Origin of the sequence: Pseudoflavonifractor sp. HCP28S3_F10, from assembly GCF_052065415.1 — a bacterium.
Lineage (GTDB): Bacteria > Bacillota > Clostridia > Oscillospirales > Oscillospiraceae > Pseudoflavonifractor_A.
Genome location: NZ_JBQHUB010000015.1, coordinates 1 through 26,677 on the forward strand (window position 1 = coordinate 1; position 26,677 = coordinate 26,677).

Annotated in this window: 21 protein-coding genes and 1 pseudogene; 13 read left to right on the forward strand and 9 right to left on the reverse strand. The window is 63.9% G+C overall.

All coding sequences use genetic code 11. The annotated features are described in order from the left end of the window. Positions 1–119: 119 nt before the first annotated feature. The 5 genes and pseudogenes from ACTNBZ_RS07890 to ACTNBZ_RS07910 all read left to right on the forward strand — a co-directional run. Positions 120–593: pseudogene (locus ACTNBZ_RS07890) on the forward strand (glutamate synthase-related protein); the annotation flags it as partial. 11 nt (positions 594–604) lie between these two features. Further along, the gene (locus ACTNBZ_RS07895) at positions 605–1,033 is read left to right on the forward strand and encodes a 4Fe-4S dicluster domain-containing protein (RefSeq protein WP_441209125.1); all 429 of its coding nucleotides are present in this window, start codon (positions 605–607) and stop codon (positions 1,031–1,033) included. A gap of 5 nt (positions 1,034–1,038) precedes the next feature. Continuing rightward, complete coding sequence (locus ACTNBZ_RS07900) at positions 1,039–2,283, forward strand: NAD(P)/FAD-dependent oxidoreductase (RefSeq protein ID WP_441209126.1); 1,245 nt, start codon at positions 1,039–1,041, stop codon at positions 2,281–2,283. After that, positions 2,277–2,996, forward strand: coding sequence for a glutamate synthase (locus tag ACTNBZ_RS07905; RefSeq protein WP_441209127.1), 720 nt, complete (start codon positions 2,277–2,279; stop codon positions 2,994–2,996). Before ACTNBZ_RS07900 ends, ACTNBZ_RS07905 begins: the two co-directional genes overlap by 7 nt. A 76-nt stretch (positions 2,997–3,072) precedes the next feature. After that, complete coding sequence (locus ACTNBZ_RS07910) at positions 3,073–4,674, forward strand: CTP synthase (RefSeq protein ID WP_441209128.1); 1,602 nt, start codon at positions 3,073–3,075, stop codon at positions 4,672–4,674. 49 nt (positions 4,675–4,723) lie between these two features. Here the strand turns inward: ACTNBZ_RS07910 and ACTNBZ_RS07915 are convergent, their stop codons facing one another. After that, positions 4,724–6,250 carry a putative polysaccharide biosynthesis protein gene (locus ACTNBZ_RS07915; protein ID WP_441209129.1) on the reverse strand — a complete coding sequence of 509 codons (1,527 nt, stop codon included), beginning with the start codon at positions 6,248–6,250 and terminating at the stop codon, positions 4,724–4,726. Positions 6,251–6,403: 153 nt separating this feature from the next. On the opposite strand from ACTNBZ_RS07915, the gene ACTNBZ_RS07920 reads away from it, so the two are divergent. Beyond that, on the forward strand, positions 6,404–7,102 hold the full coding sequence (locus ACTNBZ_RS07920; RefSeq protein ID WP_441209130.1) for a DUF554 domain-containing protein: 699 nt from the start codon (positions 6,404–6,406) through the stop codon (positions 7,100–7,102). An 84-nt stretch (positions 7,103–7,186) separates the two neighbouring features. On the opposite strand, the gene ACTNBZ_RS07925 is transcribed toward ACTNBZ_RS07920, so the two are convergent. From ACTNBZ_RS07925 to ftsH, 4 genes are all read right to left on the reverse strand, one after another. Continuing rightward, positions 7,187–7,720 (reverse strand): transcription repressor NadR, encoded by a 534-nt coding sequence (locus ACTNBZ_RS07925; protein WP_441209131.1) that lies wholly within the window; start codon positions 7,718–7,720, stop codon positions 7,187–7,189. Between the two features lie 104 nt (positions 7,721–7,824). Next, on the reverse strand, positions 7,825–9,099 hold the full coding sequence (locus ACTNBZ_RS07930; RefSeq protein ID WP_441209132.1) for a helix-turn-helix domain-containing protein: 1,275 nt from the start codon (positions 9,097–9,099) through the stop codon (positions 7,825–7,827). A gap of 390 nt (positions 9,100–9,489) precedes the next feature. Beyond that, the gene (locus ACTNBZ_RS07935) at positions 9,490–10,452 is read right to left on the reverse strand and encodes a hypothetical protein (protein ID WP_441209133.1); all 963 of its coding nucleotides are present in this window, start codon (positions 10,450–10,452) and stop codon (positions 9,490–9,492) included. 158 nt (positions 10,453–10,610) lie between these two features. Further along, a complete protein-coding gene (ftsH, locus tag ACTNBZ_RS07940) occupies positions 10,611–12,713 on the reverse strand; it encodes an ATP-dependent zinc metalloprotease FtsH (protein ID WP_441209189.1) in 2,103 nt (700 codons plus the stop codon). Positions 12,714–13,055: 342 nt separating this feature from the next. On the opposite strand from ftsH, the gene gap reads away from it, so the two are divergent. Beyond that, positions 13,056–14,084 carry a type I glyceraldehyde-3-phosphate dehydrogenase gene (gene gap / locus ACTNBZ_RS07945; protein WP_441209134.1) on the forward strand — a complete coding sequence of 343 codons (1,029 nt, stop codon included), beginning with the start codon at positions 13,056–13,058 and terminating at the stop codon, positions 14,082–14,084. Between the two features lie 99 nt (positions 14,085–14,183). Here the strand turns inward: gap and ACTNBZ_RS07950 are convergent, their stop codons facing one another. Continuing rightward, positions 14,184–14,396, reverse strand: a complete 213-nt coding sequence (locus ACTNBZ_RS07950; protein ID WP_441209135.1) for a hypothetical protein — start codon at positions 14,394–14,396, stop codon at positions 14,184–14,186. Between the two features lie 295 nt (positions 14,397–14,691). On the opposite strand from ACTNBZ_RS07950, the gene rlmB reads away from it, so the two are divergent. The 3 genes from rlmB to ACTNBZ_RS07965 all read left to right on the forward strand — a co-directional run bounded on the left by rlmB (position 14,692) and on the right by ACTNBZ_RS07965 (position 18,204). Beyond that, positions 14,692–15,477, forward strand: a complete 786-nt coding sequence (gene rlmB / locus ACTNBZ_RS07955) for a 23S rRNA (guanosine(2251)-2'-O)-methyltransferase RlmB (RefSeq protein ID WP_441209136.1) — start codon at positions 14,692–14,694, stop codon at positions 15,475–15,477. A 35-nt stretch (positions 15,478–15,512) separates the two neighbouring features. Then, the gene (locus tag ACTNBZ_RS07960) at positions 15,513–17,762 is read left to right on the forward strand and encodes a hypothetical protein (protein WP_441209137.1); all 2,250 of its coding nucleotides are present in this window, start codon (positions 15,513–15,515) and stop codon (positions 17,760–17,762) included. Positions 17,763–17,901: 139 nt separating this feature from the next. After that, a complete protein-coding gene (locus ACTNBZ_RS07965) occupies positions 17,902–18,204 on the forward strand; it encodes a DUF6506 family protein (protein ID WP_441209138.1) in 303 nt (100 codons plus the stop codon). Positions 18,205–18,312: 108 nt separating this feature from the next. Here the strand turns inward: ACTNBZ_RS07965 and ACTNBZ_RS07970 are convergent, their stop codons facing one another. Both ACTNBZ_RS07970 and spoIID read right to left on the reverse strand, forming a co-directional pair. Further along, positions 18,313–19,704: an NAD(P)/FAD-dependent oxidoreductase gene (locus tag ACTNBZ_RS07970; protein WP_441209139.1), complete on the reverse strand. Its 1,392-nt coding sequence runs from the start codon at positions 19,702–19,704 to the stop codon at positions 18,313–18,315. Between the two features lie 80 nt (positions 19,705–19,784). Then, entirely contained in the window at positions 19,785–20,780 is a 996-nt protein-coding gene (gene spoIID, locus ACTNBZ_RS07975; protein WP_441209140.1) for a stage II sporulation protein D, read from the reverse strand. 190 nt (positions 20,781–20,970) lie between these two features. Between spoIID and ACTNBZ_RS07980 the strand changes: the two genes are divergently transcribed. Beyond that, positions 20,971–22,338: a citrate/2-methylcitrate synthase gene (locus ACTNBZ_RS07980; RefSeq protein WP_441209141.1), complete on the forward strand. Its 1,368-nt coding sequence runs from the start codon at positions 20,971–20,973 to the stop codon at positions 22,336–22,338. Positions 22,339–22,385: 47 nt separating this feature from the next. Here ACTNBZ_RS07980 and ACTNBZ_RS07985 read toward each other — a convergent pair whose 3' ends face one another. Beyond that, positions 22,386–23,534 carry a sensor histidine kinase gene (locus ACTNBZ_RS07985; protein ID WP_441209142.1) on the reverse strand — a complete coding sequence of 383 codons (1,149 nt, stop codon included), beginning with the start codon at positions 23,532–23,534 and terminating at the stop codon, positions 22,386–22,388. 269 nt (positions 23,535–23,803) lie between these two features. Here ACTNBZ_RS07985 and ACTNBZ_RS07990 point away from each other — a divergent pair, with 269 nt between their 5' ends. Continuing rightward, the gene (locus ACTNBZ_RS07990) at positions 23,804–24,694 is read left to right on the forward strand and encodes a hypothetical protein (protein ID WP_441209143.1); all 891 of its coding nucleotides are present in this window, start codon (positions 23,804–23,806) and stop codon (positions 24,692–24,694) included. Further along, positions 24,684–26,651 carry a methionine--tRNA ligase gene (metG, locus tag ACTNBZ_RS07995; RefSeq protein WP_441209144.1) on the forward strand — a complete coding sequence of 656 codons (1,968 nt, stop codon included), beginning with the start codon at positions 24,684–24,686 and terminating at the stop codon, positions 26,649–26,651. Before ACTNBZ_RS07990 ends, metG begins: the two co-directional genes overlap by 11 nt. Positions 26,652–26,677 lie beyond the last annotated feature (26 nt).

A 26,677-nucleotide genomic window follows, 5' to 3' on the forward strand; every position in this document is an offset into this window, starting at 1 on the left:
CACCGGACTTCATGAAGCCCCCCCCGCACCCAGGCCGGCGGCACGCCCCTGGCCGCGGCCCCCACAGCCCAACAAACCCCACCCCCCCCGCCCCCCCCCCCCCCCCCCCCCCCCCCCCCCCCACCCGCATCCGGGACAACGTGGGCATCCCTATCGAGCTGGCCCTGGCCGCCGTGGACCAGAGGCTGCGGGACGAGGGCATCCGGGACCAGGTATCGGTGGTCATCGGCGGCTCGGTCCGCTCCTCCTCCGACCTGGTGAAGGCCATCGCCCTGGGGGCCGACGCGGTGTACATCGCCACCGCCGCCCTGCTGGCCCTGGGCTGTCACCTGTGCCGCACCTGCCACACCGGAAAGTGCAACTGGGGCATCGCTACCCAGCGGCCCGACCTGGTCCGCCGCCTGAATCCGGACATGGGCTGCCAGCGGCTCATCAATCTGGTCACCGCCTGGGACCATGAGCTCAAGGAGATGATGGGCGGCATGGGCATCAATTCCATCGAGGCCCTGCGGGGCAACCGGCTCATGCTGCGGGGCATCGGCCTCAACCAGAAGGAGCTGGATATCCTGGGCGTCAAGTATGCCGGCGAATAAGGAGGCCCGCCATGAAACGCGTCTATGTGAATGAAAAGTGGTGTCTGGGCTGCCACCTGTGCGAATACTACTGTGCCTTTGCAAACTCCGGCAAATCCAGCATGGTCAAGGCCCTGAAGGACCACAGGATCGCGCCCCGTATCCGCATTGAGGAGCGGAACAATATCTCCTTCGCCGTCTCCTGCCGCCACTGTGAAGATCCCATCTGCGTCAAAAGCTGCATCTCCGGCGCCCTGTCCATGGTGGACGGCGCGGTGTTCATCGACTCGGACAAGTGCGTGGGCTGCTACACCTGTATCCTCACCTGTCCCTACGGCGCCCTGACCCACAGCGAGCATGGGGCGGTGCAGAAGTGTGAGCTCTGCCAGAAAAACGAATTCGGCGTGCCCATGTGTGTGCAGGGCTGTCCCAACAAAGCCATCGTCTACGAGGAGAGGTGAAGGGTATGAAGTATGTCATCATCGGCAACGGCACCGCCGCCGTGGGCTGTGTGGAGGGCATCCGCGCCGTGGACCGGAGCGGGCCCATCACCATCGTCTCGGCGGAGCCTTACCCAGCCTATGGCCGGCCCCTCATCTCCTACCTGCTGGAAGGAAAGACCACCGAGGAGAAGATGCTCCGCTACCGCCCGGAGGACTGGTATGAGCGCAGCGGCGTCACCCCTCTGCTGGGGCGGCGGGCCGTCTCGGTGGACGCCGGGGCCGGACAGGTGGTGCTGGAGGACGGCGGGCGGCTGGACTATGACAGGCTGTGCCTTGCAACCGGCTCCCGCCCCTTCGTGCCCCCCATGGAGGGACTGGAGACCGTGGAGCGAAAGACCAGCTTCATGACCCTGGATGACGCCAAAAATCTTGCCGCCATGCTGGGGGATGGAAAGGACAAACGGGTCCTCATCATCGGCGCCGGCCTCATCGGCCTCAAATGCGCCGAGGGCATCCTGGAGCGGTGCGCTTCCATTGACATTGTGGATCTGGCAGAGCGCATCCTGCCCAACGTGATGCTGCCCGAGCCGGCAGCCATCATCCAGCGGCATATTGAGTCAAAAGGCGTGCGCTTCCACCTGTCCGACTCGGTGGCCTCCTTCGCCCCCGACGCCGCCACCCTGAAGAGCGGGAAGGTCCTCCCCTTCGACGTGCTGGTGGTGGCGGTGGGCGTGCGGCCCAATACCGAGCTGGCCGCCGCCGCGGGCTGCCGGACGGACCGGGGGATCAAGGTGGATGAGCACGGCGCCACCACGGTGCCCGATATCTACGCCGCCGGCGACTGCGCCGTCTCCCACGACATTTCCGCCGGCACCGACCGTATCCTGGCCATTCTGCCCAACGCCTACTTTCAGGGCGAGACCGCCGGGCGGAGTATGGCGGGGGGAGAGGCATCCTTTACCAAGGCCATCCCCATGAACGCCTCCGGCTTCATGGGACTGCATATGCTCACCGCCGGCAGCTACGACGGCGAGCAGTACCTGACCCGGGAGGACGGCAGCTACAAGCTGCTGGTCACCGCCGATGACCGCCTGAAGGGCTTCATCCTCCTGGGAGAGGTGGACCGGGGCGGCATCTACACCTCCCTCATCCGGGAGCAGACCCCCCTGTCCTCCATCGATTTCGAGCTGATCCGGGAGAAGCCGCAGCTCATGGCCTTCTCCCGTTCCGAGCGGGCCAAAAAGTTGGGAGGCGTTAAGACATGGTGATCCAGGCCAACAGCACATACTATCAGCAGCTCAACGAGCAGATCCGCGCCTGCCCCGACCAGGAGGTGGTGGTGGAGCGGATCTTCGGCCAGCGCTATCTGGCCTGCGGCTCCTCCGGGCGGTATTTCCGCCTGCGGGGTACCCCGGGCAACGGCCTGGGCCAGTATCTCAACGGCTCTGACGTGGAGGTGTTCGGCAACTGCCAGGAGGCGGTGGGCGACACCATGAACGACGGCACCATCGTGGTCCACGGCAGCTGCGGGGACGCCTGCGGCTACGCCATGCGGGGCGGCTCCATCTTTATCGAGGGAAATGTGGGCTACCGGGCCGGCATCCACATGAAATCCTATCTGGACAAATCCCCTCTGCTGGTGATAGGGGGCCGGGCCGGCTCCTTCCTGGGGGAGTACCAGGCGGGGGGTACCATCGCCGTTTTGGGCCTGGAGGAGAGCGATGAGCCCATCGTGGGCAATTTCTGCGGCATGGGCATGTACGGCGGGAAGATTTTCCTCCGGGGCGGCCGTATCCCCGCCCTGCCTCAGCGCCTGGTGGTCCGCACGGCGGAAGCGGCCGATCTGGCCGAGCTGGAGAGCGCCCTGCGGCGGTTCTGCGGTCATTTCGGCCGGGACCTGGAGCAAGTAATGGATGCTCCCTTCCAGGTCATTACCCCTGACAGCGCCAACCCCTACAAGCAGCTCTATATTGCCAATTGATCCATAGCCGCCGGCGGAGAGGAGAGCTCCGCCGGCGGCTGCCGTGGTTTGATCTATTTGTGAGGAGGAATCGCGTATGACCAAATTCATTTTCGTGACCGGAGGCGTGGTGTCCGGTCTGGGCAAGGGGATCACCGCCGCCTCCCTGGGCCGCCTGCTCAAGCAGCGGGGCCTGCGGGTGAAGGTCCAGAAGCTGGACCCCTATCTCAACGTGGACCCGGGCACCATGAGCCCCTACCAGCACGGGGAGGTGTTCGTTACCGACGACGGCGCCGAGACCGACCTGGACCTGGGCCACTACGAGCGGTTCATTGACGAGAACCTGACCTTCAACTCCTCGGTGTCCTCGGGCAAGGTGTACTGGAACGTGCTCAACCGGGAGCGGGCGGGGGACTATCTGGGGGGCACGGTGCAGATCATCCCCCATATCACAGGTGAGATCAAGCGCAACATTTACTCCCTGGAGGGGCCGGAGACCGACGTGGCCATCGTGGAGATCGGCGGTACCGTGGGCGATATCGAGAGCCAGCCCTTCCTGGAGTCCATCCGCCAGGTGGCTGCCGAGCGGGGCCGCCAGAACGTGATGTTCATCCACGTTTCCCTCATCGTGTCCATCCCCGGCTCCGGCGAGCTCAAGAGTAAGCCCACCCAGCACTCGGCCAAGGAGCTGCTGAGCCTGGGCATCCAGCCCGACGTGATTATGTGCCGCTGTGACTCCCCCATCCCCGACGAGATCCTGGAGAAGATCTCCCTGTTCTGCAACATCCCCCGGGAGTGCGCCATCCCCAACTTGACCGCCGATATCCTCTACGACGTGCCCCTGATGCTGGAGCGGGAGGGGCTGGCCGACGTGGTGGTGCGGCGGCTGGGGCTCATCTGCCATATGCCCGACCTGACCGAGTGGGCCACCATGGTCCACAAGGCCAAGCACCCCAAGGGCACGGTGAGGATCGCCCTGGTGGGCAAGTACGTCTCCCTCCATGACGCCTACCTCAGCGTGGTGGAGGCCCTGACCCACGGCGGCATCGAGAACGAGGTGAAGGTGGACATCCAGTGGGTGGACTCGGAGACCGTCACCGATGACAACGCCGCCGCCATCCTCAGCGGAGCAGACGGCGTGCTGGTGCCCGGCGGCTTCGGCGACCGGGGCATCGAGGGAAAAATCTCCGCCATCCGGTACGCCCGGGAAAACAGGGTGCCCTTCCTGGGCATCTGCCTGGGGATGCAGATGGCGGTGGTGGAGTATGCCCGCCATGTGTGCGGCTGGGCCGACGCCCACTCCAGCGAGCTGAGCCAGACCACCGCCCACCCGGTCATCGACTTAATGCCTGACCAGCGGGGGATCACCGCCAAGGGAGGTACCATGCGTCTGGGCTCCTATCCCTGCCGGGTGGTGAGCCACGACAGCTTTACCTACCGGGCCTACGGCGCCGACGAGATCGCCGAGCGCCACCGCCACCGCTACGAGTTCAACAACGACTACCGGGAGGCCCTTACCGAGGCGGGGCTGGTGCTGGCCGGGCTCTCCCCCGACGAGCGGCTGGTGGAGATCGTGGAGCTGCCCGGCCACCCCTGGTTCGTGGGCGTCCAGTTCCATCCGGAACTGAAATCCCGGCCCAACAAGGCCCATCCCCTGTTCCGGGACTTCATCGGCGCGGCGAAAGCCCAACGGAATTAGATTTGAAATGGAAAAAGACCGGCTGTACAGCCGGTCTTTTTCCACATTTCTACCCTCCCATGTGGAAGAGTTCCCGCACCGGCACGCCCTGGGCCAGCAGGGCGGCCAGGTAGAGCACTGTGCCAAAGGCCAGGCAGGCCAGGGCTGCGGCCGCGCCGTCCGCACCCGCGTCCAGCAGCACCCGGAAGAGCAGATTCACCACCAGCCCCATGAGCAGGGAGGCCAGGACCGGGGCGGTGCACCACTGGAAGAGCCGGGGGCGCATCCTGGCGCGGCGGGCCACCTGCCGCCAGTTGAGGACCGCGCCCAAAGCCGAGCTGGCCACAAATCCGGCCACATAGCCCCGCAGCCCCACGCCGGGCAGCCCCATGAGGAACCAGGTGCACCAGAGCTGGACCGCACCGCACACAATGGCGTTCCAGGCGGCGGCGCGCTGTCTGCCCATGCCGTTGAGCACCCCGGAGAGCACGCTCTGGTAACAGGAGAGAAGGACCCCCACCGAGAGGGGGACGATAAAGTCCCCCGCCGTCTCCTCCCGAAAGAGAAAGCGGCCGATGGTGGGGCCCAGCACGGTCAGCAGGGCCATGGAGGGCATGATGAGCACCGAGGTGGCCAGCATGGCCCTGTGGATATGGCCGCGGATGGCGTCCCCACGGCCCAGGGCGGAGAGCTGGGCCAGCCGGGGCACCAGCATCAGGCCCATGGCGCCGATGAAGGCGGTGGGCATGCAGAGCATGGGTACTGTCATGCCGCACAGTACGCCAAAGGCGCTCATGGCCTGGGATACGTCGGCCCCGGAGGCCACCAGCCGCTGGGGGATGAGCACCGCGTTGGCCGAGCCCATCAGGTTGCCCAGCAGGGAGGTGAGCCCAATGGGGACGGCGATGGAGAAAATGCGGCGGTTCAGGCCGGGCGGGGCGGCGCGGCGGGGCAGACCGGCGGTATGGCGGCGGTAGAGAATGGTCAGGGTCACCGCGGAAAAGACCTCGCAGATCACCATGCCGGTCACGATGAGGCCCACGGTGCGCTCCGGGTTCTGGGGGAGAAAAAAGACCAGCAGGCCCAGCACCGCGCCGGTGCGGATGAACTGCTCGCACAGCTCCACCGCCGCCGGGGGGCGCACCAGCCCGGCGCCGTAGAAGAAGTGCTTGTGCAGATTTTCGATTCCGGTGAGCAGGATGCAGGGCAGCAGGAGCAGCAGGCCCAGCTGGGTCCTGGCGTCCCCCAGAAGGCGAACCGAGATGGGGTCGTACCACACCGCCACCACCGCCGCCGCCAGCGCGAACAGGATGAGAAAGGCGGCCAGGCACCGGCGGAGCACCGGGAGCATGGCCTCCGCCCCGCCCCGGGCGTGATATTCGGAGGAGAGGGTGGATACCGCCACCGTCAGCCCCACGGCGGTGACCGACATGAGCACCGAGTACACCGGCATGATGAGCTGATAGAGCCCCATGATCTCGGCTCCCACCAGCCGGGAGAGAAAGATGCGGTAGACAAATCCAACTACCTGTGCCACCAGGCTGGTACCGGTGAGCAGCATGGTGCCATAGAGCATGGAAGAACGGCTGAGCTTCACAATGGCTTCCCCCCTTCTTACAGACTATATTCCGGAAGGGACGGGGGCATGAGCAAAGGGGAAAAAAGTTTGACAAACCGGCGGGAAACAGGTATCATTTGATTTAACACTATGAAGTGAAAAAGACCCGCGCGGGAAGGAGCATATTCCAGCATGATCGCCACGATTATCAATGTCATTCTGGTCCTGATGGGCAGCGCCGTCGGACTGATCTTCAAAAACCGCATCAGCGCCCGGTTTTCCGGTATGCTGACCAGCGCCCTGGGCCTGTGTGTGCTGGGCATCGGCATCTCCAGCATGATCGCCACAGAGGACAGCCTGTGCGTCATCCTCTGCATGGTGGCGGGCACCCTGCTGGGGGAGGCGCTGCACATCGAGGACCGGCTGGAGGGGATCGGCGATGTGCTGCGCCGTAAGCTCATCCGGGGCGAGGGGAGCAGCAGCCGCTTTGTGGAGGGGTTTGTCAGCGCCACCGTCCTCTTCTGTGTGGGGGCCATGGCCATCAACGGCTCTCTGGACGCGGGACTGCGGCAGGATTACTCCATCCTCATCTCCAAGGGTGTCATCGACGGCTTTACCTCCATCACCTTTGCCGCGGCCATGGGTGTGGGAGTGGCCTTCAGTGCGGTGCCTCTCTTTCTCTACCAGGGGGGACTAACCCTGCTGGCCCAGTTTGTGGGGAGCTATCTCAGCGAGGCGGTGGTGGTGGAGATGAGCGCCGTGGGCGGCACCATCATTGTGGGCATCGCTTTGAACATGCTGGGCCTGCCCAAGGAAAAGATCCGGGTGGGGAACATGCTGCCCGCCATCTTCCTGCCGGTGCTCTACATCCCCCTGACCGGCCTGCTGTAAGGCGGGAACGGCGGCAGAATACGAACGCAGCAGAACAGAACCGACCCCCGGGTGCACAGCGGCGCCCGGGGGACGGTTTTTCACTTATTGGGGCCCTTCCTCCGGCCCGGCCAGGAATCCCTTGCGGGCAAGCTCGGCCTCGATGAGGTCCAGCATCTCCTCCGAGTCGGCCCGGATGGTGTGGCAGTGGTAGCCGGAGGTCAGGTTCTTCAGGGGCGAGGCCCGGCCCCTGCGGATGTCGGAGACAAAGTCCTGTACCTGCTTCCGGGAGCTGACGTCCAGGTCGGCCCGCAGCTCGCCGTACACGGTGTGGACCACAAACACATCCAGCACCGTGCCGCCGAAGTCCACCACGGTATTGAGCTCCTCGGCGATATCCTCGTCGCTGTGGAGCACCCGGACCACCCGGGTGGCGCCGGAGGAGGTCTGGCAGAGATAGCCCCGGTTGGTGGACAGGATATCGTGGCCTTCGGCCCGCAGCAGGGCCACGTCCTGGACGATGACCTGACGGCTCACGCCGAAATCCCGGGCCAGCGCCGCGCCTGAAAGGGGCGTAGAGCTGTGCCGCATCCGGGAGAGAAGTTCCTGTCTGCGCTGTGTGCCGGTGAGCATGGACATACCGCCTTCCTTTCCCCGGGACCGTGCCGCCGGGGATCATGGATAACGATAGTATACTCCAAAACCGCCGTCTTTTCCAGCGCTTTTCCGCAGCGGGGACCCGGTCATAGCCCCCAGTGCTCGGGCAGGTCGTAGCCGTAGAGATAGGGGTCGCTCATTTCCAGCTCCCAGCTCCCGTCCTCCTGCTGTACCGGGGTGTAGGAGCCGTCCAGCCACATGGCCTCCCGGCCGTATTCGTCGGTGAACCAGACCGCCAAAGTCACCTGGTCTCCCTCCGCCATGGGGAAGGAGAGATGGTCAAAGTGGAAGAATTGGGCGTCCTCAAGGTTCCCGTGCCAGGAGTCGGGCTGGCCGCAGGACTCACCCCACTGGACCAGATCCCGGTTGAGGAAAATGCCCATCCGCAGCTCCCGGATGGAGGCGGGACCGAACCGGCCCGTGCTGCCGGGGTCGAGATCCACATAGGAATAGACGTCGTCCCGGGTAAAGACACCCGACTCGTCCAGTTTCTCCCAGAAGAATACCTCATGGGAGGCGAGATGCAGAAACTGGGGCATGGAATCGCTCCACAGCCCGGAATACTGGTCCAGCAGCTGGGTCTCCCGCACGCCGTCGTGCTCAAAGACGATGTACAGACTCATGGAGTCGGTGAGGGCCACTTCGGCCTCACCGGCGAAGGTCTGGCCCGACGGGCTGTAGGGCCCGAAAGTGAAGCGGGAAACGCCGTTATCCACCTCGAACCAGGCGGTCATTCCCTCCTGAAAGGTCCTGGGCACCGCCCGGAAGGAGAAGGTGACCATGTTGCCGGCCGGGTCGGTGGATCTGATCTCGGTGCCGTAGTCGACGGTCAGGTCGTTCTGGGCCTTGAGGATCTCCTCCACCCTGCTTGAGATGCCGCCGATCTGGGCGCTGACATTGGACTGGATGCCGCCCACCGTGTTCTGCAGGTCCATATACCGCTGGTCCAGCCGGCTGAGCTGGCGGGAGAGGGACCAGAGGGCAGCTGCTATACACAGGACGCCCAGGGCCACGCACACCTTGACCAGCCTGCGCCGCCCGGGGGAGAGCGCGGGAGCGGGCCCGGGCCCGGGCAGGGCGGAGAGATAACGGTCCACGATCTCCTGCACCATGGCCAGCTGCTCCTCGCTGAGCTCGGCGCCGGCTGCGGCGGGGGCGCTCTCCTCCTCCACGCCCAGCAGCCACCCCACCGGAACAGAAAAGAGGCGGCTCATGGCGATGAGCTTTTCGATCTCGGGAAAGGTGGCGTCCGATTCCCATTTATAGATAGCCTGCCGGGAGACCCCCAGGGCGCTGCCCAGCGCCTCCTGGGACAGGCCCTGCTCCTTTCGCTTCTGGGCAATGCGCTGGCCAAGGGTCATAGATGCTTCCTCCTTTTTTAAGGAGAATATATCAGAAATACGGGCTGAAAGCCACCAACCGGGGGTAAGATTCTGTCAACCAGCGGTTAGCAGGTGGGCGGCGCGGACATTTCCCGGCCTGTATGGGCACAGGATCGCACCCGGGCCTTTGCCGCGAAAAAACCCGGCCTGAGGGTATTCAGGCCGGGCTTTTCTTCGGATAGCAAGGGACAAGACGGTGTGTCGCTTTCCCAGTCCATGGATTCGGCGTTCCTCGCAGTCAAAAGACCGCAGAGCCCATAAAAGGGTCACATATGATGGAAATGGCCTTACTGACAGGCCTGCTTCCGCAGGGGTACTTATACTCCACCGGTCTTGCCGCCATCAGTATACCATACCGGGCGGCCCAGTTCAACCTTCCTCCGGCTTATTTTTGATCCGCGGCTCAAAGCCCATTTCCTCCATCTCCAGCCGGAATTTCTTGGGCAGGGTGATCTGATTTATCCTGCCGTTCTTCCACATCCTGTTGTTCTCATAAACGGTATATACACTGTATCTGTCCTGCACAGCATCCGGCAGCGCCGAGACGATGTACTTGATCGGCAGTTTGACGTCCCGTTCCAGTGCAAGCTCCATCGAGCTGCCGCTGCCGCGCCAGCAGTCGAAAAATCCGGCCCGGCCCCTCCGGTCCAGCACCACATAGCCGTTCCACCGGCCGGTGCGCCGGCCCCACTGCACCGCGGCATGGATCAGCATGGCCTGCTCCAATGTCATCTCCACCAGGAAGCAAAGCTGGTTCTCACAGGACATCTCGTTCCAGACCTCATTGGCGGCGCCCTTTATATACCCCTGCAGCCCGTTCCCCGGGGCTGTGATCCGGTGCAGCGCGTCGGCCAGCTCTCGCTTGGTGTGCCCCTGCTGCTTTGTCAGCCAGACGATGCTGGCCTCGTCGTATAACCGGTAGCCCACGCCATAAATAAAACCGTCATAACCGGGCGCGAGGGTATTCATACTGTAATCCCAGCCGGAGTCGCCGGTATCGACCAGGATATCGCAGCGGCAGCGCTGGCACAGATACTCATGGACCGGCGGGCAGACCCTGACCAGTCCGGCCAGTTCCTCCGGCGGAAGCTCCGGCTCCTCCAGCTGCCCGGCCAGCGCCTCCAGCTCCTGCCGGGACAGCTGCTCCATCAGGGCGTCAAAGTTCCGCTTGGGCTGAGCGCTGTAGTTTGCGCCGTCAAAAAAGATCTGTTCCAGCTCCGACTGCTCCAATTCCCGGAATGGCCGGCAGATGCGGAACGTTCCGTCGGGATCCCGGAGATATCCCAGGCGCTCCAGCTTGGAGGCGATCCGTTCCCTGCACCACGCATCCATGGTTTTTCCCTCTCCCAAAGACTATTTTTTACAGAATAACACGCTTTGCACTGTTTTGCAACACAGCTGGGGACCGCCCGCGGGGAGGGGCCGCCGGCAGCCCTGGGGAACAGCGGTAAAAAAGCAGCGGCACATGTGCCGCTGCTTTTTTGTCGCTGTTATGGAGCGGGATCCTCGGAACTCTCACCGGATCCGGGGGATCCCTCCGGCGCCGCTTCCGGCTCCTCTGCCGGAGGCTCCGGGGCTTCGATCTTCTGGGAGATCATGTGAATGTTTTTGGCGGGAGCCTCGATGGAGCTGTCCCGGCTGGCGCCGAAGTTGTCGGCCAGGGCGGGGTCCCGGCCCTCCAGGATGGCCATCATCTCCTCGCCGGTGATGGTCTCCTTCTGGAGCAGGTACTCCACCACCTTGTCCATATCCTCCCGGTTGTCCCGGATGATCTGGACGGCCTTGTCGTAGGAGGAGCGGATGAGCTCCATCACCGCCCGGTCGATGCCGGCGGCGGTGTCCTGGGCGCAGTCGATGCCGTAGCCGCCGTCCAGGTACTGGCTGCGGCGGGAGGCCAGGGCCATCATACCAAACTCGTCGCTCATGCCGTAGAGGGCCACCATGTTCCGGGCCAGCGCGGTGGCCTGCTGGATGTCCTGGGCGGCGCCGTTGGTCATGGTGTTGAGCACCACCTCTTCAGCGGCGCGGCCGCCCATGTAGGTGGCGATCTCGGAGAGCAGCTCGTCCCTGGTCTGGAGGTTCTTGTCCTCCTCGGGCAGGTGGAGGGTGTAGCCCAGGGCGCCCTGGGTGTGGGGCACGATGGTGATCTTCTGCACGGGGGTGGTGTTCTTCATCTTGAAGGCCACCATGGCGTGGCCCACCTCATGATAGGCCACCAGCTTCTTCTCAAACTCGGAGAGGACGGAGTTCTTCTTCTCCGCACCGGCGATGACCAGCTCGAAGGCGGCCAGCAGGTCGTTCTGGTTCACGGCCCGGCGGCCCAGACGCACGGCCCGGAGGGCGGCCTCGTTCACCAGGTTGGCAAGGTCGGCGCCCACGGCGCCGGCGGTGGCCAGGGCGATCTTGTTCAGGTCCACGTCCTCCGCCAGGCGGATGTTGCGGGTGTGGACCTGGAGGGTGGCCAGGCGGCCGGCCAGGTTGGGCCGGTCCACCGTGATGCGCCGGTCGAAGCGGCCGGGCCGCAGCAGGGCCTGATCCAGCACCTCGGGCCGGTTGGTGGCCGCCAGCAGGATGACGCCCTTGGTGGGGTCAAAGCCGTCCATCTCGGCCAGCAGCTGGTTCAGGGTCTGCTCCCGCTCGTCGTTGCCGCCCATGCGGTTGTCACGGGACTTGCCGATGGTGTCGATCTCGTCGATAAACACGATGCAGGGGGCCATCTTGTTGGCCTCCTTAAAGAGGTCGCGGACACGGCTGGCGCCCACGCCCACGAACATCTCCACAAAGTCGGAGCCCGAGATGGAGAAGAAGGGCACGTTGGCCTCGCCGGCCACGGCCTTGGCCAGCAGGGTCTTGCCGGTGCCGGGAGGGCCCACCAGCAGCGCGCCCTTGGGCAGCTTGGCGCCGATCTCGGTGTACTTCTGCGGGTTGTGGAGGAAGTCGATGATCTCCTCCAGGCTCTCCTTGGCCTCATCCTGTCCGGCCACGTCCCGGAAGGTGACGCCGGTCTTCTTCTCCACGTAGACCTTGGCGTTGGATTTGCCCACACCGCCCAGGCCGCCGCCGCCCATCTTGCCGGCCATGCTCCGGAAGAGGAAGGAGAAGAGGACCACCATGATAAGCATGGGCAGGAGGTAGGACACCAGGAAGGCCACCACGGGGGAGAGCTCAGGCTCATAGGGCGTGCCGAAGCGGACATTGTGCTCCTTCAGCAGCTGGGTGAGCTCCTCATCCCGCAGGCTGGCGCTGGTGAGCGGGGCGCAGTAGTAGCTGCGGGCCTTGGAAAGGCGGGTGTCGAGGGGCTCGCTGTCCGCGTTCTGCCCGGTGATGTCAAAAAGCTGGGAGTCCCCCTCCGGTGCGGGGGTGGGGACGGGGACCGCGTCGGGATCGATACCGACCTTGGCTACGTCCTCCTTCAGGTAGATGGTGAACTTGCCGCTGGTCATGGTGACCGAGTAGACCTTGTCCTCCTCCACCATGCGGATGAATTCGCTGTAATAGATCTCGGTGGAGTTGGCCGAACTGGCCATGGAGGTAAAGTAATTGATGAGAATGGTGACCACAAGGGCCCACAGGATGATGGACACGATGCCCATCACGTTGCGCTTGTTGTTAGAGCCGTTTCCGCTCGGTTTGTTGGGCTTCAAACGGGTGCCCTCCTTAAATATCATCTGAATGCCTGCCCCGAAGAGAAGGCGATTGACTTATTTATAACACAATATACCGCGAAATACAAGAAAGGGGGGCAGCGCAACCTGTAAACTTTCTGTGAAAGGGCGGAAGAGATCGGATCTATTCCCGCCGGATGGTTTACTTTTCCGAAATATCTGATATACTGAAAACAATTATACCCAAAAGCTGAAAAACAGACTTCACCGTCTGAGACAGCAAACGGGTAAAAAAGAAAGAAGAAAGAATACAGGAAAGGAACGAGAAACATGGCAATTAAAGTAGGCATCAACGGATTCGGCCGCATCGGCCGGGTGGCCCTGCGGGTAATGACCGAGCGGGGGTGCAGCAGCTATCAGATCTGCGGCATCAACCTGCGCAACGCGGACCTGGACTATATGGTCTATCAGGTGAAGTACGACTCGGTGTTCCGCACCTTTCAGGGCGTGGTGGAGCATGACGACCGCCACCTGATCATCAACGGCAAGAAGATCCGGGTATACAGCGAGAACGAGGCCGGGCGCATCCCCTGGGATGACTGCGGCGCGGAGTACATCATCGAGTCCACCGGCGCCTTCAACACCACCGAGAAGGCCTCGGCCCACCTGGCCAACGGCGCGCGGAAGGTGGTCCTCTCCGCCCCGGCCAAGGACAGCTGTACCCCCACCTTCGTCATGGGCGTGAACCACAAGCTGTATACCCCGGATATGAATGTGGTCTCCAATGCCTCCTGTACCACCAACTGCCTGGCCCCCATGACCAAGGTCATCAACGACACCTTCGGCATCGAGCAGGCCCTCATGTCCACCATCCACGCCGCCACCGCCAAGCAGAAGGCGGTGGACGCCCGGGCCGGCCGGGACTGGCGCACCGGCCGCAGCGTGCTGGGCAACATCATCCCCTCCACCACCGGCGCGGCCAAGGCCGTGGGCCAGGTCATCCCCGAGCTCAAGGGCAAGATGACCGGCATGAGCTTCCGGGTGCCCACCAACGACGTGTCTGTGGTGGACCTGACCGCCCGGCTCATCCACCGCGCCAGCTACCACGACGTCTGTGTGGCCATGCGCAACGCCGCCCAGAACAGCATGAAGGGCATCATCACCTGCATCGAGGACGACGTGGTCTCCTCCGACCTGACCGGCTTTACCCAGACCTGCATTTTTGACGAGAACGCCGGCATCATGCTGGACGACAATTTCGTCAAGCTCATCGCCTGGTACGACAACGAGTGGGGCTATACCAACAAGCTGCTGGACCTCATCGCCCACATGTACGCGGTGGATCACGCCAACGCTTAAAGCGAAAAAATGCGCGCCCGGAGGGTTTCCCCTCCGGGCGCTGTCTCATGTGATAGGAGCGTTTCAGACGTTTTCCCTGATGGGCAGGGAAGGAACCGTCTATGTCCAGTCTCCCCGCCGTACCAGCAGGACGGCGGGCCACAGGAGCCCCGCCGCCAGCAGTACACCCGAGAGCGGGAACAGGATGCCGGAGGCGGATACCGGCGAGATGGCCCCGGCGATGAGCGTACCGGCCAGAAGAATGGCGCCGCTCAGGCCCAGAAAGCAGGAAAGGACCAGGGAGATCACCAGCTTTTGATCTGACTTGTCCATTTCTACCCCTCCTGTTGCGCGGGGGACGCCGGAGGTCCCGCCGCTGTGATGACGGTATTTGTCCAAAAACAGTATACCACAGATAGAAAGCGTTTTGTATTGCCATATGCACCGGATTTTTCAATCTTCTTCTGGAGAGAGGGGGCTTTCCCGCAAGTTTCTCTTTTTCCGTCGGGCGGGATGTGGTACAATAGCTTCACTTGGCGAGCCGCTGCGTCAGCAGTGGGGAGCCTAGTAAAACTTGTGCCTGTGGTATACTGAACTATAAATCCGAACAGACGAGGAGCAGCCAGCCATGAGAGAGAACAAGACGGGAAAGCGCCGGGACGAGGCCCCGGAGGCCCTGGCCGACGGGATCATCGAGGGGCGCAACGCAGTCATCGAGGCCCTGCGGGCGGGCACCGCCATTGATAAGATTTATATTGCCAGGGGGGAGACCGACGCTGCCCTGGGTCACATTGCGTCCACCGCCCGGGGCAGGGGCGTGGTGGTGGTGGAGGCCGACCGCCGCAAGCTGGACAATATGAGCCGCACCCACGCCCATCAGGGGGTCATTGCCCTGGCGGCGGTGCGGGAGTACGCCAGTGTGGAGGACATTCTCAGCGCCGCCCGGGAAAAGGGGGAGCCCCCTCTCATCGTGGTGTGCGACGAGCTCAGCGACCCCCACAACCTGGGGGCCGTCATCCGCACCGCCGAGTGCGCCGGCGCCCACGGGGTCATCATCCCCAAGCGCCGCTCCGCCGGCCTCACCGCCGTCGTGGCCAAGACCTCGGCCGGCGCGGTGAGCCACGTGCCCGTGGCCCGGGTGCCCAACCTGCCCGCCCTGCTCAAGGAGCTCAAGGACGAGGGGGTCTGGATCTTCGGCACCGCCGCCGATGGGGACAGGCTGCTCTATGACGCCGACCTGAAGGGCCCCGCCGCCATCGTCATCGGCAGCGAGGGGGACGGCATGGGCCGCCTGGTGGCGGAAAACTGCGACTTCAAGGTCCGCATCCCCATGAAGGGAAAGCTCAATTCCCTCAACGCCAGCGCTGCTGCAGCCATCCTGCTCTATGAGGCGGTGCGCCAGCGCCTGGGATAAAGCGGGCAATACCTTTTGTTTTTCAGGAGAACGTTATGTCCAGGGACAGAGACGATAAACTGAATCAGGACGGTGACCGGCTGGAATTCACTCTGGAGGAGATCCTGGCCGAGTACGGCGTGGAGGAGCGCAAGGAGAGCGGCGAGCCCATCCCCATCCCCCTCCAGCCCCGGGAGGACGGAGGGGAGGACGGTCCCGATCTGATCCCGGTGCCCGACCGGCCCAAACGGAAGCCGGGGAAGCTGCTGACCTTTCCCGGACGCGGAGCGGCCCCGGAAGCGGCTCCGGAGGAGGGACCCGCGCCCGAAGCGGAGGAGGATCCGGACGGCAGCTGCCTAGAAGAACCGGACGGACCGGAGGAGCCGGACGAGCCTGAACCGGCGGAGCCTCCCCGCCGCCCGGCGGAGAAGGTGATCTCCTTCCCCGGCGAGGAGCCGGAGGAGGGAAACCCCATTGCCGCGGGCCTGCGGCGGCTGAAGGAAAAGGCGGACCGTTACGCCGACCACATGTTTGAGGAGGAGAACGCCGGCGAGTCCATCGAGGAACGCCGGGCGGAGAAGTATATCCCCGGTGTGGACGAGGAGGAGCCCCCGGAGGAACGTCCGCCCCGCCGCCGGCGCCGCCAGCCTCCGCCCGCCCCGGACCTGCCGCCGCTGGAGCTCTTCCGCCGGTACGGCAAGGGACTGGGCGTATTGCGGCTGCGGACGGTGCTGGCCTTTCTGCTCTGCCTGCCCCTGCTCTACCTGACCCTGGCCCCCGGTATGGGGGTGGCCCTGCCGGGAAGGCTGGCAGGGGAGGCGGCCCTGCAGCTCTTTGTGCAGGCGGGGCTTCTGGGGGCGGTTATGCTGCTGGGGATCGACGTGATCGGGCGGGGGCTTTTGGGATTGTTTACCCTGCGGGCGGGGATGGAGAGCCTGACGGCCCTCTCCTGTGCTCTGGCGCTGGCCGACGCTGTGACCCTGGCCCTGGCGGACGGAGGAAACGGCAGGCAGCCCTACTGCGCGGTGGCGGCCCTGGCCCTGGCCTTCGGCCTGTGGGGCAGCGCCATGAAGCGGGAGGGCCTGCGTCTGGCCTGCCGCACGGCGGCCTCCGCGTCGGAGCCCTATCTGATCACCCTGGATGAGAACAAATGGAACGGGCGGGACGCCTATGCCAAGTGGTCAGGGGAGCCCATCGGCTTCGGCCGGCAGATCCAGGCCGCCGATGGAGCTGAGCGGATCTTCCATGTGGCGGCCCCGCTGATCCTGCTCGCCTGTCTGCTCTTCTCCCTGCTCTCGTCGGTGGGGCAGCAGCGGCCGGAGGACCTGGTCTGGTGCCTGAGCGCCACGCTGGCGGCGGGGGCGTCCCTGTCCTCGGCGCTGTGCTACGGGCTTCCATGGCGCGCCCTGTCCCGGCGGCTGGCCAGGAGCGGTGCGGCCCTTGCCGGGTGGGACGGTGTCACCGGCACCGGCGGTAGCGCCGGCATCCTGCTCACCGATACCGACCTCTTCCCGCCGGGAACCGTGACACTCAACGGCATCAAGATCTTCGGTGACTTTCCGGTGGAGCAGGTGGTGGGGGTCACTGCCACGCTGATCCGGGATACGGGGTGCGGGCTGGACAAGATCTTCCACGATCTGCTCCGCTCCCAAGGGGCCATCTACCGCCGGACCACGGATTTCTGCTGTTACGAGGGCGGCGGCGTGTCCGCCACAGTCCGGGGTGAGCGGGTACTGGTGGGTTCGGCGGCCTTCATGCACCTGATGGAGGTGGCGCTGCCCCAGGGGCTCAACGTGAAAAACGCGGTGTTCTGCGCCATCGACGGGGAACTGGCGGGCATCTTCGCCCTGAAGTATACCCTCCACGGCACGGTGGAGCCCGCCCTTTACGCCCTGATCCACAACCATATCTCCCCGGTGCTGGCCACCCGGGATTTCAACATCATCCCCGCCATGCTGCGCCAGCGGTTCAAGCTGCCCGCCGACCGGATGGAGTTTCCGGCGGTGGAGCGGCGGGTAGAGCTCTCCGACTCCCGCCAGAGCCACAGCGATATCCTTACCGCCGTGCTCTGCCGGGAGGGCGTGGGCCCCTTCACCGAGGCCACCGTGGGCGGGAAGCGCCTGCGCCTGGCGGTGCGCATCTCGGCGGGGCTCACCTGCCTGGGCTCCTGCGCGGGGGTGCTGCTGGCCTTCTACCTGACCTTTTCGGCGGCTTATGCCTCCCTGAGCCCGGCCAATCTGCTGGTGTTCCTGGCCATGTGGCTGGTGCCCACGGTGCTCATCTCCAACTGGGTGGACCGCTACTAGTCAAAAGAGCGGAATTTACAGCTCATATCAAGCCCCCGCGCCCTCGGGCGCGGGGGCTTTTCTGCGGTGGACGGAGCTGGTAAAGAGGAGCGCAATGTGGTATAATGGTAAAAATGAACAGCCCGAGGAGGAAACTTCCATGAAAAAGAAATGCGCCATGATGATTATGAATCCCCTCTTCGACCCCGCCAGGGACCACGCCCGGCTGGATACCAGCAGGGTGGAAAACCACATTCTTACTGTCCGCACGCCGGAGGAGGCGGTGGCCAAAGCGGTGGAACTGGCAGACGACGGCTTCGGGGTCATCGAGGTATGCGGCGCCTTTGGCGAGGAGCTGGCCCGGGAGATGTACGACGCGGCGGGGCACCGGCTGACGGTGGGCTACGTGGTCTGCCCGCCGGACCAGCTGGAGGCCACCCTCCGCTTCTGGCAGGAGGCGTGAGCGCGGGCCGGAAGAAGACCTCTCCTTTACCCCTCTGATATAAAACAGTCAAACAAAAGGCCGCCCGGCACAGCCGGGCGGCCTTTCTGATGGAATCGTTTTTCTGCTTTACAGCCGGTCCGCGATGACCCGGGCCACCTTGACGCCGGAAGCGCCGGCCTGCGCCAGGCCGCGGGTGACGCCTGCGCCGTCGCCGATGGCGAAGAAGCGGGGGAGGGGGGTCTCCAGCTCGCCGGAGAGGGAGAGCCGGGAGGAGTAGAACTTGACCTCGGCGCCGTAGAGCAGGGTGTCGTAGTTGGCGGTGCCGGGGGCGATCTTGTCCAGCTGATAGATCATCTCGATGATGTCGTCCAGCTGCCGCTTGGGCAGGGCCAGGCTCAGGTCGCCGGGGACGGCGGCGGTGAGGGTGGGCCGGACGAAGGACTTGCTCAGCCGGTGCTCGTTGGTGCGGATGCCGCCCACCAGGTCGCCGAAGCGCTGTACCAGCACGCCGCCGGCCAGCATATTGCTCAGGGAGGCGATGTGCTTGCCGTAGCGGTAGGGCTCGTTGAAGGGCTGGGTGAAGCGGTTGGAGACCAGCAGGGCGAAGTTGGTGTTCCCGCTGCGCAGGGAGGGATCGGAGTAGGAGTGGCCGTTGACGGTGTTGATGCCCTCCACATTCTCGGCCACCACATGGCCATAGGGATTCATGCAGAAGGTGCGCACCTGGTCGCCGTACTGCTTGGTGCGGTAGACCAGCTTGGACTCGTACACCACGTCGGTGATATGCTCAAACACGGTGGCGGGCAGCTCCACCCGCACGCCGATGTCCACCTGGTTATTGATGAGGGGAATGCCCAGGCCCTTGCACTGGTTGGCAAACCACTCCGCGCCCGAACGGCCGGGAGCGGCGATGAGCCAGGTGCAGTCCACCTCGTCCCCTTTGTCGGTAATAAGGCGGTAGCCCTCCTCCCCTCTGGCCTGGATGGTGGTCACCGCAGTGCGGAAGCGGAATTCCACGTGCTGCTTCACAGTTTCATAGATGCTCTGAAGGATCTTCAGATTGTTCTCGGTGCCCAGATGCTTGCACCGGGCCTGGAGCAGATGGAGATCATGCTCCAGAGCCTTTTTCTCCAGAGCTCTGGCCTCCGGCGTGGCGGTGGAGTAGACCTCGGTGGTGGCGCCGTGGCTCACATTGATGGAGTCCACATAGTCGATGAGGTCCATGACCTCCTTGCCGTCCATAAAGTCGGTGAGCCAGCCGCCGAAGGCGGTGGTGAAGTTGAACTTGCCGTCGGAGAAGGCCCCGGCGCCGCCAAAGCCGCACATGGTATCGCAGATCCTGCAATGGATGCACTCCTTCACCTTGCCCGCTACAATGGGACAGCTGCGGGTATAGATGTCGGCGCCCTGATCCAGAGTGACGACCTTGAGGGAGGGGGCGCGGCGCATCAGCTCATAGCCGGCGTAGATGCCGGCCTCGCCGCAGCCGATGATGGCTACATCGTATCTTGTGTTCATGTGCGTTCTTCCCTTTTTCTCAGATTGGGGCCCATAAAACCCCAACCAATTATACCATACCTGTCAATATCGCGGAAGGGTCAGGGCCCCAGGGTGATGCCGGTATAGTACCACTTGAGAATATCCTCATAAGTCCTGCCCGCTTTGGCCAGAGCGTTGGCGCCGTACTGGCTCATGCCCACGCCGTGGCCGTAGCCGGTGACCGAGAAGGTGACGGTATCCCCCTCCGCCGACAGGGTAAAGCTGGTGGAGCGCAGGGCGAAGAGGGTGCGCATCTCCCCGCCGGAGACAGAGATGCCTCCCACGGCAATGGACTCCACCCCGCCCGCCGAATTGTGGACGACGCTGCCAAACCATCCGGAAGGCGCACCCTCCAGCTTTGCGTCCGGGTGGGCGGCCAGAAACTTGACACGGAACTCCTCCGCCGTCACCTGTACGGTGGAGTGGTAGTTGGGGACCTCCTCCCCCTCGGGGCTCTCCACGCCGGTGAGATAGGGCACCGCGTTGCCCCAGACCTCCACTGCGTCCACCGTCCGCCCGGCGGCGGAGGAAAAGAACACCGCGTCGATGAGCTGCCCGTCGTACCGGGCCACCACCCCGTCGGTGTCCGCCACAGCGGCCTTGATCTTGGCGGTATAGACCGGAGCGTCGTCTCCCCAGTTGGCGGCGGCCGCCTCGGGCGTGATGTAGGCCTGGCAGCAGGTGTGGTCGGTACACACGTCGGCGTCGGGGTGGGCGGCGGGAGCATGTCCGATCCTGCGCATGGCATAGGTGCGGGCGGCCACCGCCTGGGCCTTCAGGGCTTCCGGCTCAAAGGAGGCGGGCATCTCGGCGGCCACTACCCGCCAGAGGTAGTCCCCCATGCACATGGTCTCTGCAGTGCCGTCGGGCAGAAGGACCTTGAGTTCTGTCTCTGTATCCAGCGGGCCGGAGGAGACCGGAGAGACCACCGTGCGGTCAATGGGCAGGGTGGCCTGGGGCGTGCCGCCGCCGGGCGGGCCACTGTGGATAAAAAGAAAGGGGAGAAGGAAGAAGAGAAGGAGCAGTATCAGGGCCGTGGCCGCCACTTGTTTCACAGGTAAGACCTCCAGAGTGGTAAATTTGCAAGAAGAAAAGCGAAATGTTTCATGATGCGTGCTTTTGCACAGGAATACAGGGAGAGACATGAAAGAAAACAGACGTGTTTGTGCGCAATTGGCATTGACTGGACATGCTTTAGTGTGATAAAATAACTCCCAATACAACTGATATAAGGAGCGGAGCGCCATGCAGGACAAGCAGGAGGGCACCAGGGCCTTCATTGAGAGCTTATGCGAAGAATACCGGAAGCATAACTATATCGACCCGGAATACTATGAGCGCTGGGGCGTGAAGCGGGGCCTGCGCAACGCCGACGGCACCGGTGTGCTGGCCGGAGTGACCCAGATCGGCAACGTGCTGGGCTACTATGTGCAGGACGGCGAGCGCTATCCCATGGAAGGCAAGCTCATCTACCGGGGCATCAACGTGGAGGAGCTGATCGAGGGCTTCATGAGCGAGGGACGCTTCGGCTTTGAGGAGACGGCCTATCTGCTGATCTTCGGCGCCCTTCCCAATCAGGAGCAGCTCACCGGTTTCAAGCAGGCCCTGGCCGAGAGCCATACTCTGCCCCACATGTTCACCGAGGACATGATCCTCAAGGCCCCCAGCCGGGACGTGATGAACAAGCTGGCCCGTTCGGTGCTGGCCCTCTATTCCTATGATGACAATCCGGACGATCTCTCCCTGCCCAACCAGCTGCGCCAGGCGGTGCAGCTCATCGCCCGGGTGCCCACCATAGTGACCCACGCCTTCGCGGCCAAGCGGCACTACTTTGACGAGGAGAGCCTTTACCTCCACCGGCCCCAGGCCGGGCTGGGCGTGGCTGAGAACTTCCTCTACGCCATGCGGCACGACAACAAATTCACCGATCAGGAGGCTAAGCTGCTGGACCTGTGCATGGTGCTCCACGCGGAGCACGGCGGCGGCAACAACTCGGCCTTTGCCTGCCGTGTGCTCTCCTCCTCCGGCACCGACATCTACTCGGCCGTGGCGGCGGCGGTGGGCTCCCTGAAGGGCCCCCGGCACGGCGGCGCCAACAAGAAGGTCATGGAGATGATGCACCACATCGAGAGCGGCGTCAAAGACTGGAAGGATGACGACGAGGTAAAGGATTATCTGGGCCGCATCCTGAAGAAGGAGGCGGGGGACGGCTCCGGTCTCATCTACGGTATGGGCCACGCCATCTACACCATTTCCGACCCCCGTGCCGCCATCCTCAAGCGCTTTGCCAAAAAGCTGGCGGCCACCAAGGGCATGCTGGAGGAATTCGAGCTGATCGAGTCGGTGGAGCGGCTGACTCCTGCCGTCCTGGCCGGCGTGAAGGGCGAGAAGAAGGTGGTATGCGCCAACATCGACCTGTACTCCGGCATGGTGTACAAGATGATGGGCATCCCCGAGGAGCTGTATACGCCCCTCTTTGCCGTGGCCCGCACCGTGGGCTGGTGCGCCCACCGGCTGGAAGAGGTGGCCGGTTCGGCCAACCGCATCATCCGTCCCGCCTACAAGGCGGTGGCCCCCATGCGGACCTTCGTGCCCCTGGCTCAGAGACAGTGATAAAATCTGCGCGCGGACCCCGCAACGGCGTCCGCGCTTTTTTGTCCTTATCCGCCGGACTGCTCCTCTTCACAGAGAGGCAGTGAAATGATAAAGCTGGTAAACCGGCCGTTGGACTCGGCCCGGATGGTGCCGCCGTGGCGCTCCACGATCTCCTTGGCGATGGCCAGGCCCAATCCCGCGCCGCCGGTGCGGGTGGAGCGGGCGGCGTCCAGCCGGTAAAATTTTTCAAAAATATTGGACAGCTCCCCCTCCGGGATCTCCAGCCCCTCGTTGGAGACAACAATCTCCACCCGGCCGCCGCTGCGCAGGGCGGCGATGCGCACCGTTCCGCCGTCGGCGCTGTAATTCACGGCGTTGCGCAGCACGTTGTCAAAAACCCGGACAAGCTTGTCCGGATCGCCGAGCACCACAAGGTGGTGCTCGATCTCCACCTGACACGTGAGCCCCCGCTCTGAAAAGATGGGATAAAACTCGTCGGCCAGCTGCTCCAGCAGAACGGAGAGCTGAATGGGCACCATGGCCTCGGGCGCGGCGCCCAGGTCCATCCGGGTGATGTCGAAAAACTCTCCCAGCAGCTCCTGCAGCCGCTGGGCCTTCTCCAGGGCGATGCCGGTGAATTTGGCACGCTGCTCCGGCGTCAGGCCCGGGTCGTCGTTGAGCAGGGTGAGGTAGCCCACCACCGAGGTGAGGGGGGTCTTGAGGTCGTGAGCCAGAAAGGACACCAGGTCCTGGCGCCGCCGCTCGATCTCCCTGGCGGCGGACTCCCGGGCCCGGAGCTCGGTGCGGATGGCGTTCAGGTCCTGCTCCAGGGGCTGGAGCTCCCTGGGAAGGGACACCGCCTCCCCCTCCCGGTCGGCCACCCGGCGGGTGGCGGAGGAGATCTGGTCCAGCCAGGCGGTGAAGCGGCCCATGGCCAGATAAAAGGCAAACAGCATCAGCACCGCCATCCCCAGCAGGAGGATCTCGGGCTTATTCTCCCGGATATAGTGCTGATAGGCCTCCAGCGCCACAGCATCGGTCTGGCCGAACAGATGGGTGGCCACCCAGACAAAGAGCCGGGCGAAAGGGTCCTGCAGTGCGCCGTCAATGACTACGTCCACCAGGAACAGGCCCACCGCGCTGGCGATGACGGCCCCTGCCACCACCAGCAGGAGCATTTTGAACTTGAGACGGGTATAGCGCCGGTCTGACATGGCGGGCCCTCCTTTGAGCGATCAAAAGGGCTGAGAATGGCCCCTTTGATCAAATCGCGCGGCTGCTGCCGCACGAATAAGCCGCAAAGCGGTTTATTCAGCAGATATTATTATAGAACAGGGCGCAAATTCTGACAAGGGAGGGGCGGACGGGGAAATTTTGTGAAAAGGGGCGTAAAACCCGTGCTTTTTGCGCAGGCATATGCTATACTACTTTAATGTCCATGCGTATTTCACAATTTTGATCTCATCCCGAAAGGATGCGTGCCATGCGTAAAGAATTGGTTTGCCCCACCCTGGCGGTGGTGCTGGGGGGCGTGGGGTTTGGCCTGCGGCGGTGGGAACTGGCCACCGCGTTCGAGCCGTCCGGGCTGGTGACGCCCGGGATGCCAGCCACCATAGCGCTGGCGGTGCTGTCAGTGGCAGCCGCCGCCCTGTTCCTGCTGCTGTCCCTGGGAAAGCACGGTGATTTTCCGGGGGGATACGGCCAGGCCTTCGCCGCCGGAGGCAATGCCCTGTACATGGGCGGGATGGTGCTCTCGGCCTTCCTGCTGCTGGGGGCCGCGGGATTGAAGCTGGCGTCCCTGCCGGCGCTGTTCCGGGAGGCGGTCTATAAGGCGGCGGAGGGCCAGGGGGGCAATCCGGTGCTCTCCATGTTCCTGCCGGTGATACTGGCAGTCCTTTCCGCGGTCACTGCCATGTGCGTGCTCTCGGCGGGACAGAAGTGCTACCGGGGCCTCCCCATGGAGAAATACAGCTTCCAGGTGCTTGCTCCCGCCTATCTGCTGTGCCTTTGGCTCATCGACGCCTACCAGTCCCGTGCCGCCGACCCGGTGCTCCAGGATTATATCTATGAGCTGCTGGCCATCATCTGCGCCCTGCTGGCCGTTTATTATATGGCCAGCTTCTCGTTCGAGAAGCCCAAGACGGCCCGGACCATCTGCTTCTCCCTGCTGGCGGTCTATTTCGGCCTGACGACTCTGGCCGATGGGCACGACTGGCCCACCGTGGCCCTGTACGGCTTCGCCATCATCTATTTGCTTACCAATGTGACCGTGCTGCTTTATCAGGACGGGCGGCCCTGCCCGCCCATCCCTTCCCCGGAGGCCGGCGCTGAGACGGAAGAACATGAAACGGAGGGAAACCCCAATGAACGATAAGAAATTCTATATCACCACCCCCATCTACTACCCCTCGGACAAGCTCCACATCGGCCACACCTACTGCACGGTGGCCACCGATGCCATGGCCCGGTATAAGCGGCTGTGCGGCTATGATGTGATGTTCCTCACCGGCACCGACGAGCACGGCCAGAAGATCGAGGACAAGGCGAAAGAGGCCGGCGTCACCCCCAAGCAGTTCGTGGACAACATCGTGGAGGGCCCCCGGGGCGTGCTGGACCTGTGGAAGCTGATGAACATCTCCAACGACCGCTTCATCCGCACCACTGATGCATATCACGAGGCCGCGGTGCAGAAGATCTTCAAGAAGCTCTACGAGCAGGGCGATATTTACAAGGGAAAGTATGTGGGCAAGTACTGCAAGCCCTGCGAGTCCTTCTGGACCGAGAGCCAGCTGGTGGACGGAAAGTGCCCCGACTGCGGCAGGGAGGTGCAGGACGCCGAGGAGGAGGCCTACTTCTTCCGCCTGTCCAAGTATGCCGACCGCATCCTGGACCTGCTGGAGAACACCGACTTCCTGGAGCCCCGCTCCCGGGTCAATGAGATGGTGAACAACTTCATCAAGCCCGGCCTGGAGGACCTGTGCGTCTCCCGTACCTCCTTCACCTGGGGCGTGCCGGTGGACTTCGACCCCGGCCACGTGGTCTACGTGTGGATCGACGCCCTGTCCAACTATATCACCGCCCTGGGCTTTGACAACGACCAGTACGACGATTACAGCAAGTTCTGGCCCGCCGACGTTCACTTTGTGGGCAAGGAGATCGTCCGCTTCCACTCCATCATCTGGCCCGCCATCCTGATGGCTCTGGGCGAGCCCCTGCCCAAGAAGGTGTTCGGCCACGGCTGGCTGCTGCTGGACGGCGGCAAGATGAGCAAGTCCAAGGGCAACGTGGTGGATCCCTACCTGCTGGCCGAGCGCTACGGCGTGGACGCCCTGCGCTTCTTCCTGCTGCGGACTTTCCCCTTCGGCTCCGACGGAAATTTCTCCAACGAGAGCCTCATCAACACCATCAACGTGGACCTGGCCAACGACCTGGGTAACCTGCTCAGCCGCACGGTATCCATGGTGGGCAAGTACTTCGAGGGCGGCAGGCTGCCCGCGGAGCAGACCGCCGATCCCCTGGACGATGAGATCATCGCCATGGCCTCCGGCCTGCGGGACAAGTATGAGGCCGCCATGGAGCGCTACGCCTTCCAGGACGCCCTGGCCGAGGTATTCAAGCTCATCTCCCGGGCCAACAAGTATATTGACGAGACCGCCCCCTGGGTGCTGGCCAAGGACGAGGCCAACAAGCCCCGCCTGGCCCGGGTCATGTACAACCTGCTGGAGAGCCTGCGCATCGCCGGCGTGCTGCTGACCCCCTTCATGCCCGAAAGCATGGACAAGCTTTTTGCCCAGATCGGCGCCGGTCCGGACAGCACCACCTGGGAGAGCGCCGGACAGTGGGGCGTGCTGGCGGCCGACACGGCAGTGGCCCGGGGCGAGAACCTCTTCCCCCGCATCGACGTGCAGAAGGAGCTGGCCGCGCTGGAAGCAGCCGCCGAGGAGGCCCGGAAGGCCGCCCTCCCCGCCCTGGAGATCGAGCCCTTCACCGAGGAGCCGGTGGATTTCGACACCTTCTGCAAGAGCGACTTCCGGGTGGTGAAGGTGAAGGACTGCCAGAACGTGAAGAAGAGCACCAAGCTGCTGAAATTCACTCTGGACGACGGCACCGGCACCGACCGGCAGATCCTCTCGGGCATCGCCATGTACTACAAGCCTGAGGAGCTCATCGGCAAGACCCTGGCCGCCATCGTCAACCTGCCCCCCCGCAAGATGATGGGCCAGGAGAGCTGCGGCATGCTCCTCTCCGCCGTCCACAGCGAGAAGGGCGAGGAACGCCTCAACCTCATCATGCTGGACGACAAGATCCCTGCCGGCGCCAAGCTCTGCTGAGCCGGGCCGCCGCAGCCACAGATTAA